A 20,725-nucleotide genomic window follows, 5' to 3' on the forward strand; every position below is an offset into this window, starting at 1 on the left:
TGGCTCCGTCAACGCCCACCGTGTCCCTGTGGATACCGCGGGTAACCTCAGGGTTCACGGCCCTTTCCCCTACGGGCTCCCTCACTCCCCGGGCGTATCCGCCAACCGTCGCCAGGTCTGACGCCCCCGCGCCTCCGCGCCACTACCGTCGTGCAGCGTGACAGTCATCGCCACCGAGAACCTGAGCAAACGGTTTCCCCGTGTCACCGCGCTCGACGGCCTCACCCTCGACATCGGCCCCGGGGTCACGGGTCTGGTCGGTGCCAACGGCGCCGGCAAGTCCACGCTGATCAAGATCCTCCTCGGCCTGTCGCCCGCCTCCGAGGGCTCCGCCGCCGTGCTCGGCCTCGACGTGGCCGCCGGCAGCGACACCGCCGCCAGAATCCGCGAGCGCGTCGGCTACATGCCGGAACACGACTGCCTGCCGCCCGACGTCTCCGCCACGGAGTTCGTCGTCCACATGGCGCGCATGTCCGGCCTGCCCGCCACCGCGGCCCGCGAGCGCACCGCCGACACCTTGCGCCACGTCGGCCTCTACGAGGAGCGCTACCGCCCCATCGGCGGCTACTCCACGGGCATGAAGCAGCGCGTCAAGCTCGCCCAGGCCCTCGTGCACGACCCGCAGCTCGTCTTCCTCGACGAGCCGACCAACGGCCTCGACCCGGTCGGCCGCGACGACATGCTCGGCCTCATCCGCCGCGTACACGCCGAGTTCGGCATCTCCGTCCTCGTCACCTCGCACCTCCTCGGCGAGCTGGAGCGCACCTGCGACCACGTCGTCGTCATCGACGGCGGCCGGCTGCTGCGCTCCAGTTCCACCAGCGACTTCACGCAGAGCACCGCCACCCTCGCCGTCGAGGTGACCGACACCGACGCCCACCCCGACGGCACCGCCACGCTGCGCAAGGCGCTCGCCGGCGCGGGCCTGGGGATAACCGCGGACGGCCGGCTGCTGTACGTCGAGGCCGAGGACGACGGCACGTACGACGTCGTACGGGACGCGGTGGCCGGGCTCGGCCTCGGGCTGGTGCGCATGGAGCAGCGCCGGCACCGCATCGCGGAGATCTTCCGCGACGACGGCGCCCACCCGACGAGCACGAGCGCAAGCACGAGCACCCCGACGGCCACGAGCACGTCCGCCCCCGCGACCGACCCCGCAGGAAGCCCTCATGCCCACTGACGCTCCCGCCACCGGCGGCACCGGCCAAGCCCCCGGCACAAGCACGCCCCCCGCCGCCACCGACGTCATCCACGACATCGGCTACCGCCACTACGACGGCCCGCGCCTCGGCCGCGGCTACGCCCGCCGCTCGCTGTTCACCCAGTCCCTGCGCGCCGCGTACGGGCTCGGCCGCTCCGCGAAGTCCAAGGTCCCCCCGGCGCTCCTCTTCGGCATCATGTGCCTGGTCGCGCTCATCATCGTCGCGGTCGCCGTCGGCACCAACATGGACGAACTGCCGCTGGACTACACCGACTACGCGATCTACCTCCAGCCTGTCATCTTCCTCTTCATCGCCGCCCAGGCCCCGGTGTCCGTCTCCCGCGACCTGCGGTTCCGTACCGTCCCGCTGTACTTCTCCCGCCCTGTCGAGCGCCTGGACTACGTCTCCGCCAAGTACGCGGCGATGGCCTGCGCGCTCTTCGTCCTGACCGCCACCCCGCTGCTGATCCTCTACGTCGGCGCCCTGCTCGCGAAGCTCGACTTCACCGACCAGACCACGGGCTTCGCCCAGGCGCTCGTCTCCGTCGCCCTGCTGTCGCTGCTCTTCGCCGGCATCGGCCTGGCCATCGCCGCCCTCACCCCGCGCCGCGGCTTCGGCGTCGCCGCCGTCATCGCCGCGTTCACCGTGCCCTTCGGCGCCGTGAGCGCCCTGCAGGGCATCGCGTGGGAGCAGGACAACCTCGACGCCATCGGCTGGTTCGCGCTCTTCTCGCCCATCGGCCTCATCGACAACATCCAGTCGGTGTTCCTCGGCGCCACCCCCGCCAACGCCTCCCCCGAGCCGGTCGACCCGTCCACCGCGGCGGGAGCGGCCGCCCTGCTGGTCGCGCTCGCCGTCGCCGCCGGCTGCTTCCTCTTCCTGCTGCGCCGCTACCGAAAGGCCGGGCTGTGACCACCATCCGGATCGACAGCGTCTCCCGCTGGTTCGGGAACGTCGTCGCCGTCAACGACGTGACCATGGCCATCGGCCCGGGTGTCACCGGCCTCCTCGGCCCCAACGGCGCCGGCAAGTCGACCCTCATCAACATGATGGCCGGCTTCCTCGCCCCCTCCACCGGCGCGGTCACGCTCGACGGCGTCCGTATCTGGCGCAACGAGAAGGTCTACGAGCAGATCGGGCTCGTCCCCGAGCGCGAGGCCATGTACGACTTCCTCACTGGCCGCGAGTTCGTCCTCGCCAACGCCGAGTTGCACGGCCTCGGCGCCGACGCCGCGCGGAAGGCCCTGGCCACGGTCGAGATGGAGTACGCGCAGAACCGCCGGATCAGCACGTACAGCAAGGGCATGCGCCAGCGCGTGAAGATGGCGTCCGCTCTCGTCCACGAGCCCGAGGTGCTGCTCCTCGACGAGCCGTTCAACGGCATGGACCCGCGCCAGCGCATGCACCTGATGGACCTGCTGCGGCAGATGGGCGCCGAGGGCCGCACCGTGCTGTTCTCCTCGCACATCCTGGAGGAGGTCGAGCAGCTCGCCGCGCACATCGAGGTGATCGTCGCCGGCCGGCACGCCGCCTCGGGCGACTTCCGCAAGATCCGCCGGCTGATGACCGACCGCCCGCACCACTACGCCGTACGCTCCAGCGACGACCGCGCGCTCGCCTCCGCGCTCATCGCCGACCCGTCCACGGCCGGCCTCGAACTCGACCGGCGCGACGGCGTCCTGCACATCCAGGCCGTCGACTTCGCCCGCTTCACCGAGCTGCTGCCGCGGGTCGCCAGGGACCACGGCATCCGCCTCTACGAGGTCTCGCCCTCCGACGAGTCCCTCGAATCCGTCTTCTCGTACCTGGTCGCGGCCTGAGAAGGAGCGAAGAACGCGATGCTGTACCACCCCACCGTCGCCCGGCTCACCCAGCGGGCCATCCTCGGCCGCCGCCGGGCGCTCATCCTGCTCCTGCTGCCCGTGCTGCTCATCGTCATCGCCATCGTCGTCCGCGCCCTCGTCGGCGCCGACGACGAGGTCACCTCCGACCTGCTCGGCGGCTTCGCGCTGGCGACCATGGTGCCGCTCATCGGCGTCATCGCCGGAACGGGGGCCATCGGCCCGGAGATCGACGACAGCTCGATCGTCTACCTGCTCGCGAAGCCCGTGCCCCGGCCGACGATCATCCTCACCAAGCTGACCGTCGCGGTGGGCGTGACGGCCGCGTTCTCCGCCTTCCCCACGCTGATCGCCGGCATCATCCTGGGCGGCAACGGCAGCCGTCTGGCGGTCGCGTACGCCCTGGCGGCGGCAGTCGCCTCGGTCGCGTACGCCGCCTTCTTCCTGATGCTCGGCACCATCTCGCGGCACGCGGTGGTCTTCGGACTCGTCTACGCGCTGGTGTGGGAGGCCCTGCTCGGCAGCCTCGTCGACGGCGTGAAGACGCTCAGCATCCAGCAGTGGGCGCTGGCGGTGGGCGAGAAGACCGGCCAGGGCGGCCACGTCGTCTCCGACGTGGCACTGCCGGTGGCGACGGTCCTCCTGCTCGTGGTCACGGCGGGCACGACCTGGTTCGCCGCCCAGCGCCTGCGGTCGCTGACGCTGGCGGGCGAGGAGTGACGGAGGGAGCGCCCCGCCGGTCCCGCGGCCCGGACTCGTCGGAACCCCCGAACACCTGACGGCGGGCCGCGAACGCGGAAGGATGACCGACATGAACCTGCCTGCCCTCCCCGAGGAGTCCTTCCAGCGCGTGCTCTGCGTCGTCGCGCACCCGGACGACATGGAGTACGGCACGTCGGCGGCCGTCGCCCGGTGGACCGCGCGGGGCATCGAGGTCGGCTACCTCCTGCTCACCCGCGGCGAGGCCGGCATGCCGAACCCGCCCGAGGAGACGGCGCGCCTGCGCGTCGCCGAGCAGCGGGCCGCCTGCGCCGTCGTCGGCGTCGAGCACCTGACCGTCCTCGAACACCCCGACGGCGTGCTCGTCTACGGCCTCGATCTGCGCCGGGACATCTGCCGGGAGATCCGCCGCTTCAAGCCCGACGTCGTCCTCGGTACGGGATTCGACGTCGAGACGCCCTTCGGCTTCGACCAGGCCGACCACCGCGCCGCCGGCCTCGCCACGCTCGACGCGGTGCGCGACGCCGGCAACCGCTGGGTCTTCCCGGAACAGGTCGACGACGAGGGCCTCGAACCGCACGCGGCGCGCTGGCTCGTCATCCCCGGACTCGCCGGCTCCGGCGCGACCCACGGCGTCGAGATCACCGGTGAGCCGCTGCAGCGCGGCATCGCCTCGCTCGAGGCGCACGCCGCCTACCTGGCCGCGCTCCCGGACCACCCGGCCCCGAAGGACTTCATCCCGACGTTCACCGCGATGAACGGCAAGGCCATGGGTGTCGAGCACGCCGTCCTGTTCCGCGCCCACGACCTGCAGGCACCGCCGGACTTCGCCGGCGAAACCGGCCAGGACTGACCGGCGCCCCGGCCGGGCTGTGGGTTCCCAGCCTCCGTGTCGTTTCCCCGGCCTGCGGCTACCCCTGCCCCTACCTCAGTCGGCCCGGACGACTCCGGCTCCGGACTGCGCTCTGTGCGGCGGGTGACGCACGTCTGCGCTCTCGAGGGGAAATCGCCTGTCCATCGCCCAGACGGCCAGTGCGCAGACCGCGAATCCCGCCCCGAGGAGGCTGGAGCCCGCCCAGCCGTGGAGGGTGTAGACGGCGGTGGTTGCGGCAGCGCCAAGGGCGGAGCCGAGCGAGTAGAAGACCATGTAGCCGCCGATGACGCTGCTGGTGCGATCCGGGTGCGCGGCGGTGAGCACGTGCTGGTTACTCACGTGTACGGCCTGGACCGCGAAGTCAAGGACCACGATTCCGACGATGAGGAGCCCCAGTGTCCCCGGTAGCTGGGCGATGGCTGCCCACGAGAGGACGAGCATGGTGAGCGCGAGGCCGGCGACCTGAGTCGTCCGTCCAGCATCCGCCCACCGTCCCGCGCGTGCAGCGCCGAGGGTGCCGGCAAGTCCCGCGATGCCGAACAATCCGATCTGGCTTTCGTTCAGATGCCAGGGTGCGTCCCCAAGCGGCAGGGACAGCCCACTCCACAGCGTTCCGAAGGATGCGAACGAGAAGAACGCGATGAGCCCGCGCGTCAGCAGGAGGCGCTGTCCGAAGAGTCCTCCGAGTGACACGACGGCCTGCCTGTACCCCGCAGGTCTGCTGTGACGGTCTTCTGCCGGCAGTGCGACGAGAACGAGAGCCGCAAGTCCGAGCGACAGCACCGCCAGCACGACATAGATGCTCCGCCAGCCCCACACGTCGGCGAGCGTGCCGGTGACAACCCGTGCGCCCAGGATGCCGACCACAACACCCGAGGTCACGACACCGATGTTCCGGCCGCGTTCGGCAGGCGGCGAGACCGATGCGGCGTAGGCAACGGTGGTCTGTACGACGACCGCGAAGAGCCCAGCCGCTGTGAGCCCCGCGAACGCCACCCATCCGGCTGACGCAAAGGCCGTCAGCATCATGCCGGTTGCGGTGATCGCCAAGTGCACGGCGATGAGCCGCCGCCTGTTGACGACCACATCGCCGAGCGGCACCAGCAGCACCAGCCCTGCCAGGTAGCCGAACTGACCGGTGGCCACGATCCACCCCCTGTGTGCTGCCGGCACACCGAGATCCCGTCCCATCGGCTCCAGAACCGGCTGCGCGGCGTAGATGCCGGCCACCGCGACGCCACACACCGCTGCGAGGAGGAGCCGCCGCCACACGTCCATCGCACCCCAACCCCAATCAGTAGCAAATTGCAACCGTTTTGACGTTAGGGCATGCTGGTTTCAATCCGCAACTCATGGGGAGGTGTCATGCCGCGCACCATCGCGCGCGCCCCGGAGCCCGACTGGACCGACCCCGACTGTCCCGTCGCCCGCACACTCGATCTCGTCGGCGACAGATGGAGCCTTCTCGTCATCCGCGACGCGATGGACGGTGTGCGATCGTTCACCGATTTCCAGCGACGTACCGGCATCGCCCGCAACATCCTCACCGAGCGCCTGCGCAAGCTCACCGCTTACGGGCTCCTCGCCCGGCGCACCGCGCCATCGGGCCGCCGTCAGGAATACGTGCTCACCGACGCCGGCCGCGACCTCTTCGCCGTCATCCTCACCCTGCGGCAGTGGGGAGAACGCCACGCCTTCGCTCCCGGCGAGGCGCACTCCACCTTGGTCGACGAGCACGGCACCCCTGTGCCGGTAATCGTGCCGACCGGCGCCGACGGCAGCCTCCTCGACACCGATACCACGCACGTTCAGAAGACCCGGTAGGCGCCGAGTCGCTTCATACCGCTACGCACCCATCGTCCCAAAGCCGTCGGTTCCATAGAATGCCCGTGCTCAGCTCTGGTGATCAGAGAGGATCGGGCGGCTTCGGTGGCAAAGCGTTCGAGCCGCTGCCGGGCATTCGGGCTGGTCAGGGCAGCGCGCGCGGAACGGCGGGGGCATCTGTGGCCTGCTCGGAGGGCTCGCAGGCCGGACCACGGGATGTGAGAACCTGCAGGTGTAGGATGTCGCGGCCCGTGTCACAGGGCATCGCGCTGACCAGCGGGTCTTCAGCCTGTCTCACGCCGTGCCCACCTGCTCCTGTCTCAGGACGGGTGGCCTTTCCTCATGACCAGCGCAGCGGGCCACGACGCCGGGCCGAGATCTCCTGACGGGAGGTGTTCCCGGTTCCTCAACTCGTCGGAAGTCAGCTCAGCGGGGTCATGGCTCTCAGAGGCTCGCACTGCTCGACCCCTTCTTCACCTCGCGCAAATGACATCGTGCATGACAGTGCGACGAGGTGCTCGCGTGGCGAGTGAACTCATCGCGGGCACCGCAGCGAATGTGCGAGCCCTTCCCTGACGATCGAGTTTCCCACTCATCTGGAAGATCACACGGTCGACTGGTTCTGCCACCACAGTCTCACGGGTACACGGTCCCCGAGGCGAACCAGTCTCTTGCCACGGGCAGGGCATCGTCAGACAGATCGGTGAGGAAGACGACCGCAAGGCCGCGGCGAGCCCTGGAGCACGAGACATAGAACAGGTTCCGTGAGCGCGCTAGGCGCTTCTCAATGTCGTTTCCTGTCAGCATCTTGCCCATGTTGTACATGGTCCAGGAGGCGTCATCGATGATCACGATAACATTGTCGAATTCGTCGCCCTTGACCCCGTGCTGGGTATGGAAAGGGGTACGCTGGTCCCGGTACTCGATGAAGCGCGTGACCTCCTGATAGGGAATTTCCCGGATTGCCTTCGAGAACGATGCGAGCTTCAGGTCATAGCCTTCAAGATCTTCTGCATTGCGCCGGCGTTCGAGGTTGCTGAGCTGTCGAGGTACGGAGAGCAGGTGCCCACGGGCCATGTGATCAAGGACACCGCCGATGGTTCCGGACTCTCGAACGGCGATCAGATTTCTGATATCGGTCGCGATTCGTTGTTTGTGTCTATGGCGCGTGATGGCGGTCCGGCTTGCCACCAACAGACTTGTAACCTCTGCATAGTCGAGCGCTTGAAATGAATTACAAAGGGCTTCGATCCGGCTGAGGTATTGAATGTAGGGCTCATCGTTCTCTAGAAGCTTGTCGCGACCTTGTCCTCCGAGAATCTGGTACGCCTGCAAAAGCTTCTGGTAGCCGAGGGTGCCGGCGATGCCCCGGTGCGTGAGCATCAGGTATTTGGTGGTGTCCTCGGACCAACCCAGCTCATGAAGATAGTCGCGGGCCGCCTCGAAGCGCGCTTGGCCTACGGGGAGGGATGAGTTGAGGAAAAGGTGGACTTCTCCCTCCTTCTTGTCGCCCACAGCCTCCTGCTGTAGATCGGGGCGAATCTTATTCAGCACGTCTACAACCGGGGATGAACAGCGGTAGTTCTCGTGCTTGGTGATGAGCGTCAGCTTGTCATGAGTGACGGCACCCTGACCGGAAGCGTAGATCTTCTGCATAGAGTCGCCGAAGAGTCCGACGACGCAGATCTGACCACCTAATCCTGCGAGGTGATCAAGCAATAGCGTTACCGTTTTAGGTGATGTGTCCTGATACTCATCGACGAATATGATTGGGTACCGGTCAGCGATGAGACGTGCGAGTTTAGGGTACTCAATGACCATGCGCAATGCAAGGTCAATAACCTCGTCGTGGGAGATCTCACCGCGGTGCAGGCGTCGGCGGTCGAGGTATTTAATAGGCAGCGGCGGGACGCTAACCTCGCTGAGATCCTCGGGCTTGGGAAGACTAAGATTATATTCGATGATCTGCTTCCATAACTCCACCCCAAAGCCTTTGATGGCCTCCCAGAGGAAGTCATGGATGGTCGCGACGGTCACGATAGGATTGTCGTTGATCTGCTCCGTGATCTTCCGCTTGGCGACATTGGTGAAGGTGACACATGCGATCCGGCGACCCTTTTGCGCAAGTTCCGCACCCTGCATTTTGAGGCTGTATTCAAGGGCCTCTACGAGAGTTGTCGTCTTACCAGCCCCGGCTCCGGCCTCCACCAAGAAACTGCGCCTTTCCTGCAACGCGTCGACTACTCGATCGATGGTCGTCACGCGTGCATTAGCCATTGCAAGCCTTCGTCGATGTAACGGGGGACTCTCCAGTCGTCGAGGAGCATGGCGTCGAATGCGAAGTCCGTCTTGTGGTCACGGAGATTCTCCGCGATTTCGTAGGCCCGTGCTTCGATGGTGGGTGGGCTCGGGTTGTCGCCGACGGTGCGGACGAAGTGGCCCTTCAAGGCAAGACTGCTGAGGTTAGTAGCAAGAGTCGAGGCGTTGGCGATGATGAAAGCATCCTCGAAACTGCGACCACATGGGCCGTCAGAACTTTCGGGCACTTGGTAAGCGACGCGAACATTATTACTGATCTTGTCCTCGATCGCCGTCTCAAGGAGCGATTCAATCGTGTCCTTGCCGGGGAGCCACTTCTTCAACGTGGAATTAGAAGTGTGCGCATCGGGGGTATCGGGTTGGCAGACGGGACGCCTCGGCTTGGATGGATCAACGGAGTCGATGTCCGTAATGATGAGGCATCTGACATTGAGGAACTCCAGCAGTTCACGAAAGCGGACCGCATAGGCGTCACCTACCTCGACAACCGAGACGTACTGGCGTTGCAGGCCCTCGGCGCAACGGGAAATCATCTTGGGTAGCAGGAGCCGCTCGGCGGTTCCCTCGATAAGGATGATCTTGTCGGCGAAGAACATGTCGCAACGGTGCAGCTCCATGTACTGCTCAAGGAACCGAAGGGTCTCCTTGCCGTCGCCTGAATCCTTGACTTTGTTCTTAAAGGTGGACAAGTTCTTGATGGTGGTCCCACGCCCCGTGGCATCGAAGTAGCGGATCTTCGCGAAGCCGCTCCTGGCGACCATGTGGGAGGAGTGGGTGGTGATTACCACCTGCACATTCCGGGAGGTCTTGCCCTTGATGTAGTCCTCGATGTTCTTAATAAACGTCTCCTGCATCTGCGGATGCAGGTGCGCCTCGGGTTCTTCGATGAACAGGATCTGCACCGCGGGCTGTGGGCTGGCCTGATCGCAGCTCTCAATGAAGCCACGTATCTGCAAGATGGTGAAGATGAGCTTGCTGTACCCGAGGCCGTTATGCCCTTCAGGCAAAGGGTATTGGGCATCGCCCGAGGGATACTGGATGCGTGTGCTCCCCCTTAGCACGGCGGACCCCTCGATCAGGGAGACAATCCGAGGTGCATGCAGCGGTGTGACCAGTCCCAAGCCGAACCTGTTCAGGTCATCGAGGAACGGCTCGAAGATCTCATCATAGTTCGCGTCCAACTCCCTCGACGCGGAGGCGAGAGCATCCTCAATCTGGTCGATGTTCCTTCCACGTCGGTCGTCTGTGCTCGAGGCTCGGTAGTAGGCCTCGAACGTCTTCGACAAGGTGCGCGTCTTGTCCGCCGGCGTGTCATCGAACTTGTTCTGGGCGTAGATGAACCGCACGGCAAGGATAGCCCTGGCAGCACTCGGCTTAAGCTCGCGTGTGACCGTGTCGTCGGCGGCACTCACTGCGCGGTACGTCACCGCGAAGTAGTCAGCGAACTTCCTGCGAAGCCACTTATGTTCATCGAAGCTTTTGCCAGCTCGCGTGCTGGCCTCCCAGAAGTCCGCGAGGAACTTCGTGGGGTCAGTTGCGGCAAGGGTGGCAACGAGCCGCACCGTGTGACAGGTCTCATCGAGGTCGAGGATGATCGCGCTGACCGGTGCGAGGTCGTCCTCCTCGTTGTATTCGATCGTGAGCGTCAGGCTGATGGTAGGTACTGACTCGACAGCCTTGCTCCGAAGCACCTCGTTTGCTTCCTCATCGCAAGACGACTCGGCCTCACCGAAGAGCCTTCGTGCGTGCTCCAGGTCGGCAATACGGCTCGTAGTGAAGTCCTCAAGGACGAACTTCGCATCATCACTAGCACTGAAGAATTTCTCGAATAAATTAACTAACGAGGTCTTCGCGCTGTTGTTCCTGCCCACGATCAACGTCGTGGCCGGGTCAAGGTGGATGTCTGCCTTCTGCAACGCGCGGAAGTTGATAACTTCGGCATGAACGAGGTGCATCGCGCTCCTGAGATTAGGCCGCCCGAGCCCGCGCCATCGCGACGCCTCACAGCTCCAGGCGCTGAACGTTAAGCAGTATGTGACAAAAATGGTGTGGCAGGGGCCCGTTTTCCTTAAGTGGCTGCTTGCCAGTGGCTTGACGTCAACGATTGCCGACCCATGGTCGGTGAGCAGGAGATAGTCCGGGATATGCTTACGGATCTCCCCCTCCAGCACGGTCTGAAGCAGGAAAGGCTGAGCCACGATGCCGTGGACGCTGCGATCGAAGTCCGCGAAGAGCAATCTGGCCAGCTCCAGGCGGGATTCGTAGATCACGTGGTCGCGCATGGTCGCTGACCAGTAGGTACCCGAGTAGTGCTTCTGCCTTCGGTGCCAGCGGAATACCCGCCACGGCGCCGCCGAGTCGAACAGCTCCCTGGAAGCGGACGGCCAGGCATACTCCTCGACCTCGTCGCGATCATGGCGGTGCACTCTCTGACCACGACTTCCGCGGCGAAGCCCATGACGTACCCCCGCCCAGACCATGGTCCGTACGACCAGACTGCCCGCCGCCGAGAGCAGACGCCTGAGCTTGAAGCCAAGCAACCCGAAAGAGTGAACGCGCCGACCCGCTTGTCTCACGGCCGCTGTATAAGTGCAGCCGATATGAAGCGGAGCGTGAGACTGTGCAACAAAATTCGAGACCCTGCAGGCCGGGTCAGGTCTGGGCCATGTCCACGAAGCGGGAGTAGTGGCCCTGGAAGGCCACCGTGATCGTCGCCGTCGGGCCGTTGCGGTGCTTGGCGACGATCAGGTCCGCCTCGCCCGCGCGCGGGGACTCCTTTTCGTAGGCGTCCTCGCGGTGCAAGAGGATGACCATGTCGGCGTCTTGTTCGATCGATCCTGATTCACGTAGGTCGGAGACCATCGGCTTCTTGTCCGTGCGCTGTTCGGGGCCGCGGTTGAGCTGGGACAGGGCGATCACCGGGACCTCCAGCTCCTTGGCGAGGAGCTTGAGGTTCCGGGACATCTCCGAGACCTCCTGCTGGCGGCTCTCCGGGCGGCGGGAGCCGCCCGTCTGCATGAGCTGGAGGTAGTCGATGACGATCATCTGGAGGTCGTTGCGCTGCTTCAGACGGCGGCACTTGGCGCGGATCTCCATCATCGACAGGTTCGGCGAGTCGTCGATGTACAGCGGGGCGCCCGTCACCTCCGGCATCCGGCGGGCCAGGCGGGTCCAGTCGTCGTCCGTCATGCTGCCGGAGCGCATGTGGTGCAGGGCCACGCGGGCCTCCGCGGAGAGGAGGCGCATCGCGATCTCGTTGCGGCCCATCTCCAGCGAGAAGATGACGCTGGGCAGATTGTTCTTGATCGAGCAGGCGCGGGCGAAGTCGAGGGCGAGGGTGCTGTTGTGCGTCGGCACCATCGACCGGGAGGCCAGGTACAGGTGGTCGGGGTGCTCGACCTCGACGCACCGGACCGGGACGCTCGGCACCTCGCGGACGCCGGTGACGAAGCGCCGTGTCGGCCTCCGGGCGCCGGTCTTCCGCCTTGCCGCGTGCAGGTGACGCTTGCGCTCCAGCCGGAAGACCTCGTCCGCTGCGGTGAAGGTGACGACGTGAACGGTGGAGGGGGAGGAGGACCGTTCCGTGCGGCCGGCCAGCCGCTTTGCCGTCGTGCCGCAGCGGTAGCCGAGGCTTGTCACGAGCTCGCGGACGTCCTCGGCAAGCGCCTTGCTGGTGGCCGCGAACTGGATGGCGCCTGTGCGGGTGACGGTGCCTTCGCTGTCGAGGAGCCCGGCGAGGAGTTCCCTGCGCTGCTCGACCGAGCCGCGCAGATAGTCCTGTGGGATGTGCTTGTCCCCGGGAAGGCCGTTCCCGGGGAGAGCGGCGAGGAGGCTTGCGTATCGGCGCCGGCAGGTCGCGCACCGCGGCTCGGCGAGGAGCGAGGAGTATTCGTCGCCGCAGTCCACACAGGTCGCATGCGCGACGGAGACCTCCGGGTCCGCCGACGTGGTGCGGGCGGCGCCGCTGGTGCCGTCGCTGAGCCAGACGCCGAGCGTGTACGGCGGGATGGGGAGGGTGCGTGGAGGGAGGGCGAGGGGAGCGGCGGTGCGCACCGAGTGGTTGAGGCGGTTGTCCGCGAGGGTCGTGCAGCGCAGGGTCTCCGCGATCTCCTTGGTCGTCCGCACCGCGGCCGGGGTGTTCCTCGAACGGCGGGAGGCTCTGGTGTCCGTCAGCCACTGGTGGTCGGCGTCGGCGACGATCGTGGTGCCGTCGTCGAACGCGACCTCGTAGCACGGGCGGCCGGTCATGACCTCCGTGGCGGCGAGGACACGGGTCGGTGAGCCGTCGGCGGCGAGGAGGATGTCGCCGGCGCGGATCTCTCCCATCGTCGTCCACCCCGTGGGCGTGGGCAGCGGGGTGTCGAGGGCGAGGGCCTTTCCCATGGCGGGACGGGCGGCGACGACGATCATCTGGCCGGGGTGGAGGCCGTTCGTCAGGGAGTCGAGGTCGGTGAAGCCCGTGGGGACGCCGGACATCTGGCCGCTGCGGGAGCCGATGGCCTCGATCTCGTCGAGGGCACCCTCCATGATCTCGCCGAGGGGGAGGTAGTCCTCCGCTGTGCGCTGTTCGGTGACGGCGTAGATCTCGGCCTGGGCGGAGTTGACGATGTCATCGACCTCGCCGTCGGCGGCATACCCCATCTGGGTGATGCGCGTGCCGGCCTCGACCAGGCGGCGCAGGATGGCGCGCTGGTGGACGATCTCGGCGTAGTACTCCGCGTTGGCGGCGGTGGGGACGGACTGGACGAGGGTGTGGAGGTACGACGCGCCGCCCACGCGGGCGAGTTCCCCGCGCTTGGTGAGCTCGGCGGAGACGGTGATGGGGTCGGCGGGCTCGCCGCGGGCGTAGAGGTCCAGGATGGCGGTGTAGACCGTCTCGTGGGCCGGGCGGTAGAAGTCGTGGCCCTTGAGGACCTCGACGACGTCGGCGATGGCGTCCTTGGAGAGCAGCATGCCGCCCAGGACCGACTGCTCGGCGTCCAGATCCTGCGGGGGCACGCGCTCGAAGGCGGCGGGGGCGCCGGGACCCCAGGGGTCCTCGGGCACGGGCTGATCCGGCCGGCTGTGCTGGTCGGCCTCGCGGCGCAGTGGACGGACGTCCCCCGGCATGGTGTCCACGTAGTCCCGGTGCTCGGACACGGCTGCCCCACCTCCTCCCACCCGCCTCCCGGCGGACCTCTCAGGGCGCCCCTCTTTCTTACGGCACACCGCCGACAAATCGCCCGCGGCATTCCGGTTACGGCGCGTCGGCCGGCCCCCCGGGCCGCGGGGCGGCGGCGCCGGTGGCGGCAGGGGGGAGGGTCCACCGTAGGTCCGCGGCGGGCTCTCGCCAATTGCGCTATCCACAGGGGGTGTGGAAAGCGTCCGCCAACCTGTGGATTACTTGGGGAAAGCTGTGCACGAGCCGGGGGACAGTGCTGTGGACAAGCACACTATCGCTCCGCGATCACCCGTTTGACGTGCTGATTCTTCGTCCACCCCCGGTGGAGGAGAAAAACTTTCCCCTCCGGGCCGCGGTGGCGGCGGGCGCCGCGTGCGCTTACCCTGCACACGTCACACTGTAAGAGCCCTTGAGCTGTTGCGGCTGTTACCTGTGGACTATTAGATTTGCTGCATGCCCCACGTTCCCGCGCCCACCACCGCCGACCAGGGCACTCCCGGCGAGCAGCGCCGCCGCACCCGGCGGCGGCACGACCGCGAGATCGTCGCTCTCGCCGTCCCCGCCTTCGGCGCCCTCGTCGCCGAGCCGCTCTTCGTGCTCGCCGACAGCGCCATCGTCGGCCACCTCGGCACCCCGCAGCTCGCCGGGCTCGGCGTCGCCGCCGCCCTCCTCACCACCGCCGTGAGCGTCTTCGTCTTCCTCGCCTACGCCACGACCGCCGCCGTCGCCCGCCGCGTCGGCGCCGGCGATCTGCGCTCCGCCATCCGGCAGGGCGTCGACGGCATCTGGCTCGCCGCGCTCCTCGGCGCCGCGCTCGTCGCCGTCACCGTCCCCGCCGCGCCCGGCCTCATCGGCCTCTTCGGAGCCTCCGACACCGCCGCGCCGTACGCGGTCACGTATCTGCGCGTCAGCGCCTTCGGCATCCCCGCCATGCTCGTGGTCTTCGCGGCCACCGGCGTGCTGCGCGGACTGCAGGACACCCGCACCCCGCTGTACGTCGCCGTCGGCGGCTTCACCGTCAACGCCGCGCTGAACGTCGCCCTCGTCTACGGCGCCGGCCTCGGCATCGCCGGCTCCGCCTGGGGCACCGTGCTCGCGCAGTGGGGGATGGCGGCGGTGTATCTCGTCGTCGTGGTACGGGGCGCCCGCCGGCACGGCGCCGCGCTGCGCCCGCACCCGGCCGGCATACGGGCCTCCGCGCGGGCCGGGGTGCCGCTGCTGATCCGTACGCTGTCGCTGCGCGCCGTGTTGCTCATCGCGACCGCGGTGGCGGCGGGGCTCGGGGACGAGTCGGTCGCCGCGCACCAGGTGGTGCTCAGCATCTGGTCGCTGCTGGCGTTCGCGTTGGACGCGATAGCGATAGCCGGGCAGGCGATCATCGGCCGGTATCTGGGCGCGGGGGACGTGGACGGCGCGCGGGAGGCGTGCCGGCGGATGGTGCAGTGGGGGGTGGCGACCGGCGCGGTGCTGGGCGCGCTGGTGGTGGCCGCCCGGCCGCTGATCCTGCCGCTGTTCACCGACGACGCGGAGGTGCACGGCGTCCTGCTGCCGGCGCTGCTGGTCGTCGCGGTGACACAGCCGCTGGCGGGGGTGGTGTTCGTGCTCGACGGTGTGCTCATGGGTGCGGGCGACGGGCCGTATCTGGCCTGGGCGATGCTGCTGACGCTGGCGGTCTTCGCGCCGGTGGCGCTGGCGGTGCCGGGGCTGGGCGGCGGACTGACGGCGCTGTGGTGGTCGATGGGTCTGATGATGCTGACCCGGCTGGTGACGCTGTGGCTGCGCACCCGGTCGGGGCGGTGGCTGGTCACGGGCGCCGTCCGGGCGTAGCCGCGGGTACGCGAACGGGCCGCGCCCCCGCAGGGGCGCGGCCCGTCCTTCGTGCTACCCGTCGCCTGACGGTGTCAGCCGGCCACGACCTCGACGCCGACCTTCGCGTCGACCTCGGGGTGCAGCCGCACGGACACCTGGTGGGCGCCGAGGCTCTTGATCGGCGCGGACAGCTCGATGCGCCGCTTGTCGACGTCCGGACCGCCGGCCTGCTTGATCGCCGTGGCGATGTCGCCCGGGGTGACGGCGCCGAAGAGACGGCCGCTGGCGCCGGCGCGCGTGGACAGGCGCACCTGCACGCCCTCCAGCTCCGACTTGACGGCGTTGGCCTGCTCGACCGAGGCGATCTCGCGCAGCTTGCGGCCGCGGCGGATCTGCTCGACGTCCTTCTCCCCGCCGCGGGTCCAGCGGATCGCCAGCCCGTTGGGGATCAGGTAGTTGCGGGCGTACCCGTCCTTGACCTCGACCACGTCGCCCGCGGCGCCGAGGCCGGAGACCTCGCCCTTGAGGATGATCTTCATGCTGTGCTCACCCTCCCAGTCAGCGCGCGGTCGAGGTGTAGGGCAGCAGCGCCATCTCCCGGCTGTTCTTCACGGCCGTGGCGACGTCACGCTGGTGCTGGGTGCAGTTGCCGGTGACCCGGCGGGCACGGATCTTGCCGCGGTCGGAGATGAACTTCCGCAGCAGGTTCGTGTCCTTGTAGTCGACGTAGGAGATCTTCTCCTTGCAGAAGACGCAAACCTTCTTCTTCGGCTTGCGCGGAGGCGGCTTCGCCATGATGTCTCTTACTCCAGTGTGATCAAGAAGTGTGGTGTACGAGCACGCTCGTCACGCCCCGGGAAGCCCGGGATCAGAACGGGGGCTCGTCCGAGTAACCGCCGCCCTGGCCGCCCTGACCGCCGCCGGGGCCCCCGCCCCAGCCGCCGCCCTGACCGCCCTGCTGACCGCCGCCGGTCGCCCACGGGTCGCCCTGCGGGCCACCGCCGCCCTGACCGCCCTGACCGCCGCCGGGGCTCCCGCCCCAGCCGCCGCCCTGACCGCCCTGCTGACCGCCGCCGCCGAAGCCGCCGCCCTGGCCGCCCCTGCCGGTGGTCTTGGTGACCTTGGCGGTGGCATACCGGAGCGCGGGGCCGATCTCGTCGACCTCCAGCTCCACCACGGTCCGCTTCTCGCCCTGCTGGGTCTCGTACGAACGCTGGCGGAGCCGGCCCTGGGCAACCACGCGCGTGCCGCGCGTCAGCGACTCGGCGACGTTCTCCGCCGCCTGACGCCAGATCGACGCGCGGAGGAACAGCGGGTCGCCGTCCTTCCACTCGTTCGTCTGACGGTCGAACGTCCGGGGCGTCGACGCGATCGTGAAGTTCGCGACGGCCGCGCCGGACGGCGTGAAGCGCAGCTCGGGGTCATCGGTCAGGTTTCCGACGACGGTGATGACGGTCTCGCCTGCCATGTCTTGACCTCTCGCGGTTGCTGCCGGGTGGTGCGGTCTGGCTTGTCGGTGCTGTCGGTTCGGTTACTCGTACTCGGTCTGCTCGTCGGTTGTCGTCAGTGGATTGCGGGGCGCAGGACCTTGGTCCGCAGCACCGACTCGTTGAGGTTCATCTGCCGGTCGAGCTCCTTGACGACATCGGCCTCGGCCTCGATGTCGATGACCGAGTAGATGCCCTCGGGCTTCTTCTTGATCTCATAAGCGAGACGACGACGGCCCCAGGTGTCGACCTTCTCCACCTTGCCCTTGGCCTCACGGATCACGGACAGGAAGGACTCGATCAACGGGGAGACTGCACGCTCCTCGAGATCGGGGTCGAGGATGACCATCACCTCGTAGTGACGCATTGTGGAACCCACCTCCTCTGGACTCGGCGGCCACGGTCTCTCCGTGGCAGGAGGTTCTTCATTGCGTCGCAACGGTAGCGCCCGGCACTGACAACCCGCCTCGGTGGCGCCGGATCGGCGCCGGGAGGGCGGGATGGCCTGGGCAGACTCCGCTACAGACCGTACACAGTACCCGCAGCGGCCCTTCCGGTTGAAATCCGGCCACGGTTCCCGGCAATCTGGTGACAAAGGGTGTGAGCGGCGTCACGTACCCACGAGCCCGCGCCGCCATACGGGCATGGAGGTGCCCTATGCCTCAGGCAGTACAGCCCCCGCAGCGCAACATCGGCCTCTTCGCCAGCGACGGCAGACAGCACGTCACGCAGGACACGCTCCTCACCATCACGCTCACCGTCGGCGTGATCGCGCTCGTCCTCTCCCAGTGGCGCGGCCTGCACGTGCCGGCGACCTGGGCGGGACTGATCGGGATCGTCACCGGGGCGTGGGCGCAGATGATCTCTGTGACCACCCGGGAGCGGTTCCTGATCCTCCTGGGCCTGGGGGCGTCCGGACTCGGTTTCTTCCTGGCGATGGCGCGCGGCGGCTTCACCCTCTGATCCTCCGGATCGCCGGACGGATCGCCCCGGCGGGCCGCCCGGACACCGCCGCCTTACACCACCGGCGCTCCCGCGTGCGCGGAGCCCCGCGGCTTGGGGCCTTCCCTCCTGGGGTGAGGTGCGCCCGCAGTAGGCTTCACCCGCGAGAAGCCTGCCGCAGTCGGCAACCCGCCGCAGCACGAGGAGCGCCGCCATGAGCCTGACCCTGCAGCCCATCAGCCGCGAGCAGCATCTGGCGTACATCCGCAGTCTGCCCGCCGCGAGCCACTGCCAGATCCCGGCGTGGGCCGACGTGAAGTCCGAGTGGCGCGCGGAGAACCTGGGGTGGTTCGAGGCCGACGGCCGGCAGGTGGGCGCGGCTCTGGTGCTGTACCGGCAGTTGCCGAAGGTGAAGCGGTATCTGGCGTATCTGCCGGAGGGACCGGTCATCGACTGGTACGCGCCGAACCTCGACGCGTGGCTGACGCCGATGCTGGCCCATCTGAAGAGCCAGGGCGCGTTCTCCGTGAAGATGGGCCCACCGGTGATCATCCGCCGCTGGGAGGCGCCGACGATCAAGGCGGGCATCGCGGACCCGGACGTCAAGCGGCTGCGGGACGTCAACGCCGATGTCGTCGAGCCGCAGGCGTTCGAGGTCGCCGAGCGGTTGCGGCGGATGGGCTGGCAGCAGGGCGAGGACGGCGGCGCGGGCTTCGGTGACGTACAGCCGCGGTACGTCTTCCAGGTGCCGCTGGCGGGGCGGTCCGTCGACGAGATCTTCAAGGGCTTCAACCAGCTCTGGCGGCGCAACGTCAAGAAGGCGGAGAAGGCCGGCGTCGAGGTGGTGCAGGGCGGGCTGGAGCACTTCGGCGAGTGGCAGCGGCTGTACGAGATCACGGCCGAGCGCGACAAGTTCCGCCCCCGGCCGCAGGGATACTTCGAGCGCATGTGGAAGGTGCTCAACGCCGAGGAGCCGGGCCGCATGAAGCTGTACTTCGCGGTCCACCGGGGCGAGTGCCTGGCGGCGACGACGATGCTGACGGTGGGCGGGCACGTGTGGTACTCGTACGGTGCCTCCGCCAACCACGGGCGCGAGGTGCGCCCGTCGAACGCCATCCAGTGGCAGATGATGAAGGACGCGCACGCCGCCGGCGCGCACGTGTACGACCTGCGCGGCATCGGCGACGCGCTCGTCGACAGCGACCACCTCTTCGGGCTGATCCAGTTCAAGGTGGGCACGGGCGGGCAGGCGGCCGAATACCTGGGCGAGTGGGACTACCCACTGAATAAGCTGCTCCACAAGGCCCTCGACATCTACATGTCCCGCCGCTGACCACGGCGGGGCTTCACGCGAAGCAGCGGACTTCACGCGAAGGAAAGGGCCCCCGACACCGCGAAGGAAGGTACACCGACCGCCATGCCGCTCACGCTCTACGTCGAATCCGCGCGGTGGCGCGCACACCAGCAGCACATACTGGAGCAGTTCCCCGGACTCGTCCCCGTCTGCAAGGGCAACGGCTACGGCTTCGGCCACGAGCGACTGGCCGCCGAGGCCGCCAGGCTGGGGACAAGCCCGCTCGCGGTGGGCACGGTGTACGAGGCGGCGCGGGCACGCGACTTCGTCAGCGGTGACCTGCTCGTCCTCACCCCGTACCAGCTCACCGAGGAGCCCGTCCCGCTGCCGACGCGGGTGATCCGCACCGTCGCGTCGGTGGACGGGGTGGGGCGGCTGGTCGGCGCCCGCGTCGTCATCGAGGTGATGAGTTCGATGCGGCGGCACGGGGTGACGGAGGAGGAGCTGCCGAAGCTGGCCTCGCTGCTGTCGGACGTGACGCTGGAGGGCTTCGCGATCCACCTGCCGCTGGACCGTACGGACGGCACCAGCGCGGTGGATGAGGTCATCGCGTGGATGGACCGGCTGCGCGCGGCCCGGCTGCCGCTGCACACGATGTACGTCAGCCATCTGCGGGCGGACGAGTTCGAGCAGTTGCAGCGGCAGTTCCCGCAGACGCGCTTCCGGGCGCGCATCGGCACCCGGCTGTGGCTGGGCGACCACGACGCGACGCAGTACCGGGGCACGGTGCTGGACGTCACGCGCGTGGTGAAGGGCGACCGCTTCGGCTACCGGCAGCAGAAGGTCTCGGGCGACGGCCACCTGGTGGTGGTCGCCGGCGGTACGTCGCAGGGTGTCGGGCTGGAGGCGCCGAAGGCGATGCACGGGCTGGCACCGCGGGCGAAGGGCGTGGCGCGGGCCGGGCTGGCCACGGTGAACCGCAACCTGTCGCCGTTCATGTGGGAGGGCAAGCAGCGCTGGTTCGCGGAGCCGCCGCACATGCAGGTGTCGATCCTGTACCTGCCGGCGGAGGCGTCGGCGCCGGTGCAGGGGGACGAGATGGTCGCGCACCTGCGGCACACGACGACGCAGCCGGACCGGGTGGTGGAGCGCTAGCGGTTCCGTTCGCCGCGTACGGCACGGTGCGTACGGGGCGGCCGCAGGCGGCGTAGAGCGTACGGAAGGGCCCGAAGCTCCGGCTTCGGGCCCTGAT

The 20,725-nt window shown here is 68.0% G+C and carries 18 protein-coding genes; 10 read left to right on the forward strand and 8 right to left on the reverse strand.

What is annotated here, in order from left to right; all coding sequences use genetic code 11:
* Positions 1-157 precede the first annotated feature (157 nt).
* The 5 genes from I003_RS0121390 to I003_RS0121410 all read left to right on the forward strand — a co-directional run bounded on the left by I003_RS0121390 (position 158) and on the right by I003_RS0121410 (position 4,616).
* On the forward strand, positions 158-1,180 hold the full coding sequence (locus I003_RS0121390; protein WP_027773378.1) for an ABC transporter ATP-binding protein: 1,023 nt from the start codon (positions 158-160) through the stop codon (positions 1,178-1,180).
* Positions 1,170-2,114: an ABC transporter permease gene (locus tag I003_RS0121395; RefSeq protein ID WP_027773379.1), complete on the forward strand. Its 945-nt coding sequence runs from the start codon at positions 1,170-1,172 to the stop codon at positions 2,112-2,114. Before I003_RS0121390 ends, I003_RS0121395 begins: the two co-directional genes overlap by 11 nt.
* Positions 2,111-3,022 carry an ABC transporter ATP-binding protein gene (locus I003_RS0121400; RefSeq protein WP_027773380.1) on the forward strand — a complete coding sequence of 304 codons (912 nt, stop codon included), beginning with the start codon at positions 2,111-2,113 and terminating at the stop codon, positions 3,020-3,022. The genes I003_RS0121395 and I003_RS0121400 overlap by 4 nt, the downstream gene beginning before the upstream one ends.
* Positions 3,023-3,043: 21 nt before the next feature.
* Positions 3,044-3,763, forward strand: coding sequence for an ABC transporter permease (locus tag I003_RS0121405; protein ID WP_027773381.1), 720 nt, complete (start codon positions 3,044-3,046; stop codon positions 3,761-3,763).
* Between the two features lie 91 nt (positions 3,764-3,854).
* Positions 3,855-4,616, forward strand: a complete 762-nt coding sequence (locus tag I003_RS0121410) for a PIG-L deacetylase family protein (protein ID WP_199784331.1) — start codon at positions 3,855-3,857, stop codon at positions 4,614-4,616.
* A 75-nt stretch (positions 4,617-4,691) separates the two neighbouring features.
* Here I003_RS0121410 and I003_RS0121415 read toward each other — a convergent pair whose 3' ends face one another.
* The gene (locus I003_RS0121415; protein ID WP_027773383.1) at positions 4,692-5,915 is read right to left on the reverse strand and encodes an MFS transporter; all 1,224 of its coding nucleotides are present in this window, start codon (positions 5,913-5,915) and stop codon (positions 4,692-4,694) included.
* A gap of 87 nt (positions 5,916-6,002) precedes the next feature.
* On the opposite strand from I003_RS0121415, the gene I003_RS0121420 reads away from it, so the two are divergent.
* The gene (locus I003_RS0121420; RefSeq protein WP_027773384.1) at positions 6,003-6,461 is read left to right on the forward strand and encodes a winged helix-turn-helix transcriptional regulator; all 459 of its coding nucleotides are present in this window, start codon (positions 6,003-6,005) and stop codon (positions 6,459-6,461) included.
* Between the two features lie 636 nt (positions 6,462-7,097).
* Here I003_RS0121420 and I003_RS0121425 read toward each other — a convergent pair.
* The 3 genes from I003_RS0121425 to dnaB all read right to left on the reverse strand — a co-directional run bounded on the left by I003_RS0121425 (position 7,098) and on the right by dnaB (position 13,889).
* Entirely contained in the window at positions 7,098-8,723 is a 1,626-nt protein-coding gene (locus tag I003_RS0121425; protein WP_486584323.1) for a UvrD-helicase domain-containing protein, read from the reverse strand.
* Positions 8,720-11,260: a TnsA-like heteromeric transposase endonuclease subunit gene (locus I003_RS0121430; protein ID WP_486584325.1), complete on the reverse strand. Its 2,541-nt coding sequence runs from the start codon at positions 11,258-11,260 to the stop codon at positions 8,720-8,722. The genes I003_RS0121425 and I003_RS0121430 overlap by 4 nt, the downstream gene beginning before the upstream one ends.
* Positions 11,261-11,432: 172 nt before the next feature.
* Positions 11,433-13,889, reverse strand: a complete 2,457-nt coding sequence (gene dnaB / locus I003_RS0121435) for a replicative DNA helicase (protein ID WP_199784333.1) — start codon at positions 13,887-13,889, stop codon at positions 11,433-11,435.
* A 505-nt stretch (positions 13,890-14,394) separates the two neighbouring features.
* On the opposite strand from dnaB, the gene I003_RS0121440 reads away from it, so the two are divergent.
* Complete coding sequence (locus I003_RS0121440; RefSeq protein ID WP_027773388.1) at positions 14,395-15,768, forward strand: MATE family efflux transporter; 1,374 nt, start codon at positions 14,395-14,397, stop codon at positions 15,766-15,768.
* Between the two features lie 74 nt (positions 15,769-15,842).
* Here I003_RS0121440 and rplI read toward each other — a convergent pair whose 3' ends face one another.
* The 4 genes from rplI to rpsF form a co-directional block, all read right to left on the reverse strand.
* The gene (gene rplI / locus I003_RS0121445; RefSeq protein ID WP_027773389.1) at positions 15,843-16,289 is read right to left on the reverse strand and encodes a 50S ribosomal protein L9; all 447 of its coding nucleotides are present in this window, start codon (positions 16,287-16,289) and stop codon (positions 15,843-15,845) included.
* A 19-nt stretch (positions 16,290-16,308) separates the two neighbouring features.
* The gene (rpsR, locus tag I003_RS0121450; protein WP_018838794.1) at positions 16,309-16,545 is read right to left on the reverse strand and encodes a 30S ribosomal protein S18; all 237 of its coding nucleotides are present in this window, start codon (positions 16,543-16,545) and stop codon (positions 16,309-16,311) included.
* A 73-nt stretch (positions 16,546-16,618) separates the two neighbouring features.
* On the reverse strand, positions 16,619-17,218 hold the full coding sequence (locus tag I003_RS0121455; RefSeq protein WP_027773390.1) for a single-stranded DNA-binding protein: 600 nt from the start codon (positions 17,216-17,218) through the stop codon (positions 16,619-16,621).
* Between the two features lie 95 nt (positions 17,219-17,313).
* Positions 17,314-17,604, reverse strand: a complete 291-nt coding sequence (gene rpsF, locus I003_RS0121460) for a 30S ribosomal protein S6 (protein ID WP_027752916.1) — start codon at positions 17,602-17,604, stop codon at positions 17,314-17,316.
* 290 nt (positions 17,605-17,894) lie between these two features.
* Here rpsF and I003_RS0121465 point away from each other — a divergent pair, with 290 nt between their 5' ends.
* The 3 genes from I003_RS0121465 to I003_RS0121475 all read left to right on the forward strand — a co-directional run bounded on the left by I003_RS0121465 (position 17,895) and on the right by I003_RS0121475 (position 20,628).
* Entirely contained in the window at positions 17,895-18,200 is a 306-nt protein-coding gene (locus I003_RS0121465) for a hypothetical protein (RefSeq protein WP_027773391.1), read from the forward strand.
* A 193-nt stretch (positions 18,201-18,393) separates the two neighbouring features.
* Complete coding sequence (locus I003_RS0121470; protein ID WP_027773392.1) at positions 18,394-19,512, forward strand: peptidoglycan bridge formation glycyltransferase FemA/FemB family protein; 1,119 nt, start codon at positions 18,394-18,396, stop codon at positions 19,510-19,512.
* Positions 19,513-19,596: 84 nt separating this feature from the next.
* Positions 19,597-20,628: an alanine racemase gene (locus I003_RS0121475; protein WP_027773393.1), complete on the forward strand. Its 1,032-nt coding sequence runs from the start codon at positions 19,597-19,599 to the stop codon at positions 20,626-20,628.
* Positions 20,629-20,725 lie beyond the last annotated feature (97 nt).

The sequence above is a fragment of the Streptomyces sp. CNQ329 genome (genome assembly GCF_000482585.1).

Bases quoted from the DNA above. Each gene is read 5' to 3' on its own strand.
- I003_RS0121410 (WP_199784331.1), top strand. From the start codon at position 3,855: ATGAACCTGCCTGCCCTCCCCGAGGAGTCCTTCCAGCGCGTGCTCTGC.
- I003_RS0121430 (WP_486584325.1), bottom strand. From the start codon at position 11,260: ATGGTCTGGGCGGGGGTACGTCATGGGCTTCGCCGCGGAAGTCGTGGT.
- I003_RS0121415 (WP_027773383.1), bottom strand. From the start codon at position 5,915: ATGGACGTGTGGCGGCGGCTCCTCCTCGCAGCGGTGTGTGGCGTCGCG.
- I003_RS0121420 (WP_027773384.1), top strand. From the start codon at position 6,003: ATGCCGCGCACCATCGCGCGCGCCCCGGAGCCCGACTGGACCGACCCC.
- rplI (WP_027773389.1), bottom strand. From the start codon at position 16,289: ATGAAGATCATCCTCAAGGGCGAGGTCTCCGGCCTCGGCGCCGCGGGC.
- I003_RS0121395 (WP_027773379.1), top strand. From the start codon at position 1,170: ATGCCCACTGACGCTCCCGCCACCGGCGGCACCGGCCAAGCCCCCGGC.
- dnaB (WP_199784333.1), bottom strand. From the start codon at position 13,889: ATGCCGGGGGACGTCCGTCCACTGCGCCGCGAGGCCGACCAGCACAGC.
- I003_RS0121470 (WP_027773392.1), top strand. From the start codon at position 18,394: ATGAGCCTGACCCTGCAGCCCATCAGCCGCGAGCAGCATCTGGCGTAC.
- I003_RS0121440 (WP_027773388.1), top strand. From the start codon at position 14,395: ATGCCCCACGTTCCCGCGCCCACCACCGCCGACCAGGGCACTCCCGGC.
- rpsR (WP_018838794.1), bottom strand. From the start codon at position 16,545: ATGGCGAAGCCGCCTCCGCGCAAGCCGAAGAAGAAGGTTTGCGTCTTC.
- I003_RS0121455 (WP_027773390.1), bottom strand. From the start codon at position 17,218: ATGGCAGGCGAGACCGTCATCACCGTCGTCGGAAACCTGACCGATGAC.
- I003_RS0121475 (WP_027773393.1), top strand. From the start codon at position 19,597: ATGCCGCTCACGCTCTACGTCGAATCCGCGCGGTGGCGCGCACACCAG.
- rpsF (WP_027752916.1), bottom strand. From the start codon at position 17,604: ATGCGTCACTACGAGGTGATGGTCATCCTCGACCCCGATCTCGAGGAG.
- I003_RS0121465 (WP_027773391.1), top strand. From the start codon at position 17,895: ATGCCTCAGGCAGTACAGCCCCCGCAGCGCAACATCGGCCTCTTCGCC.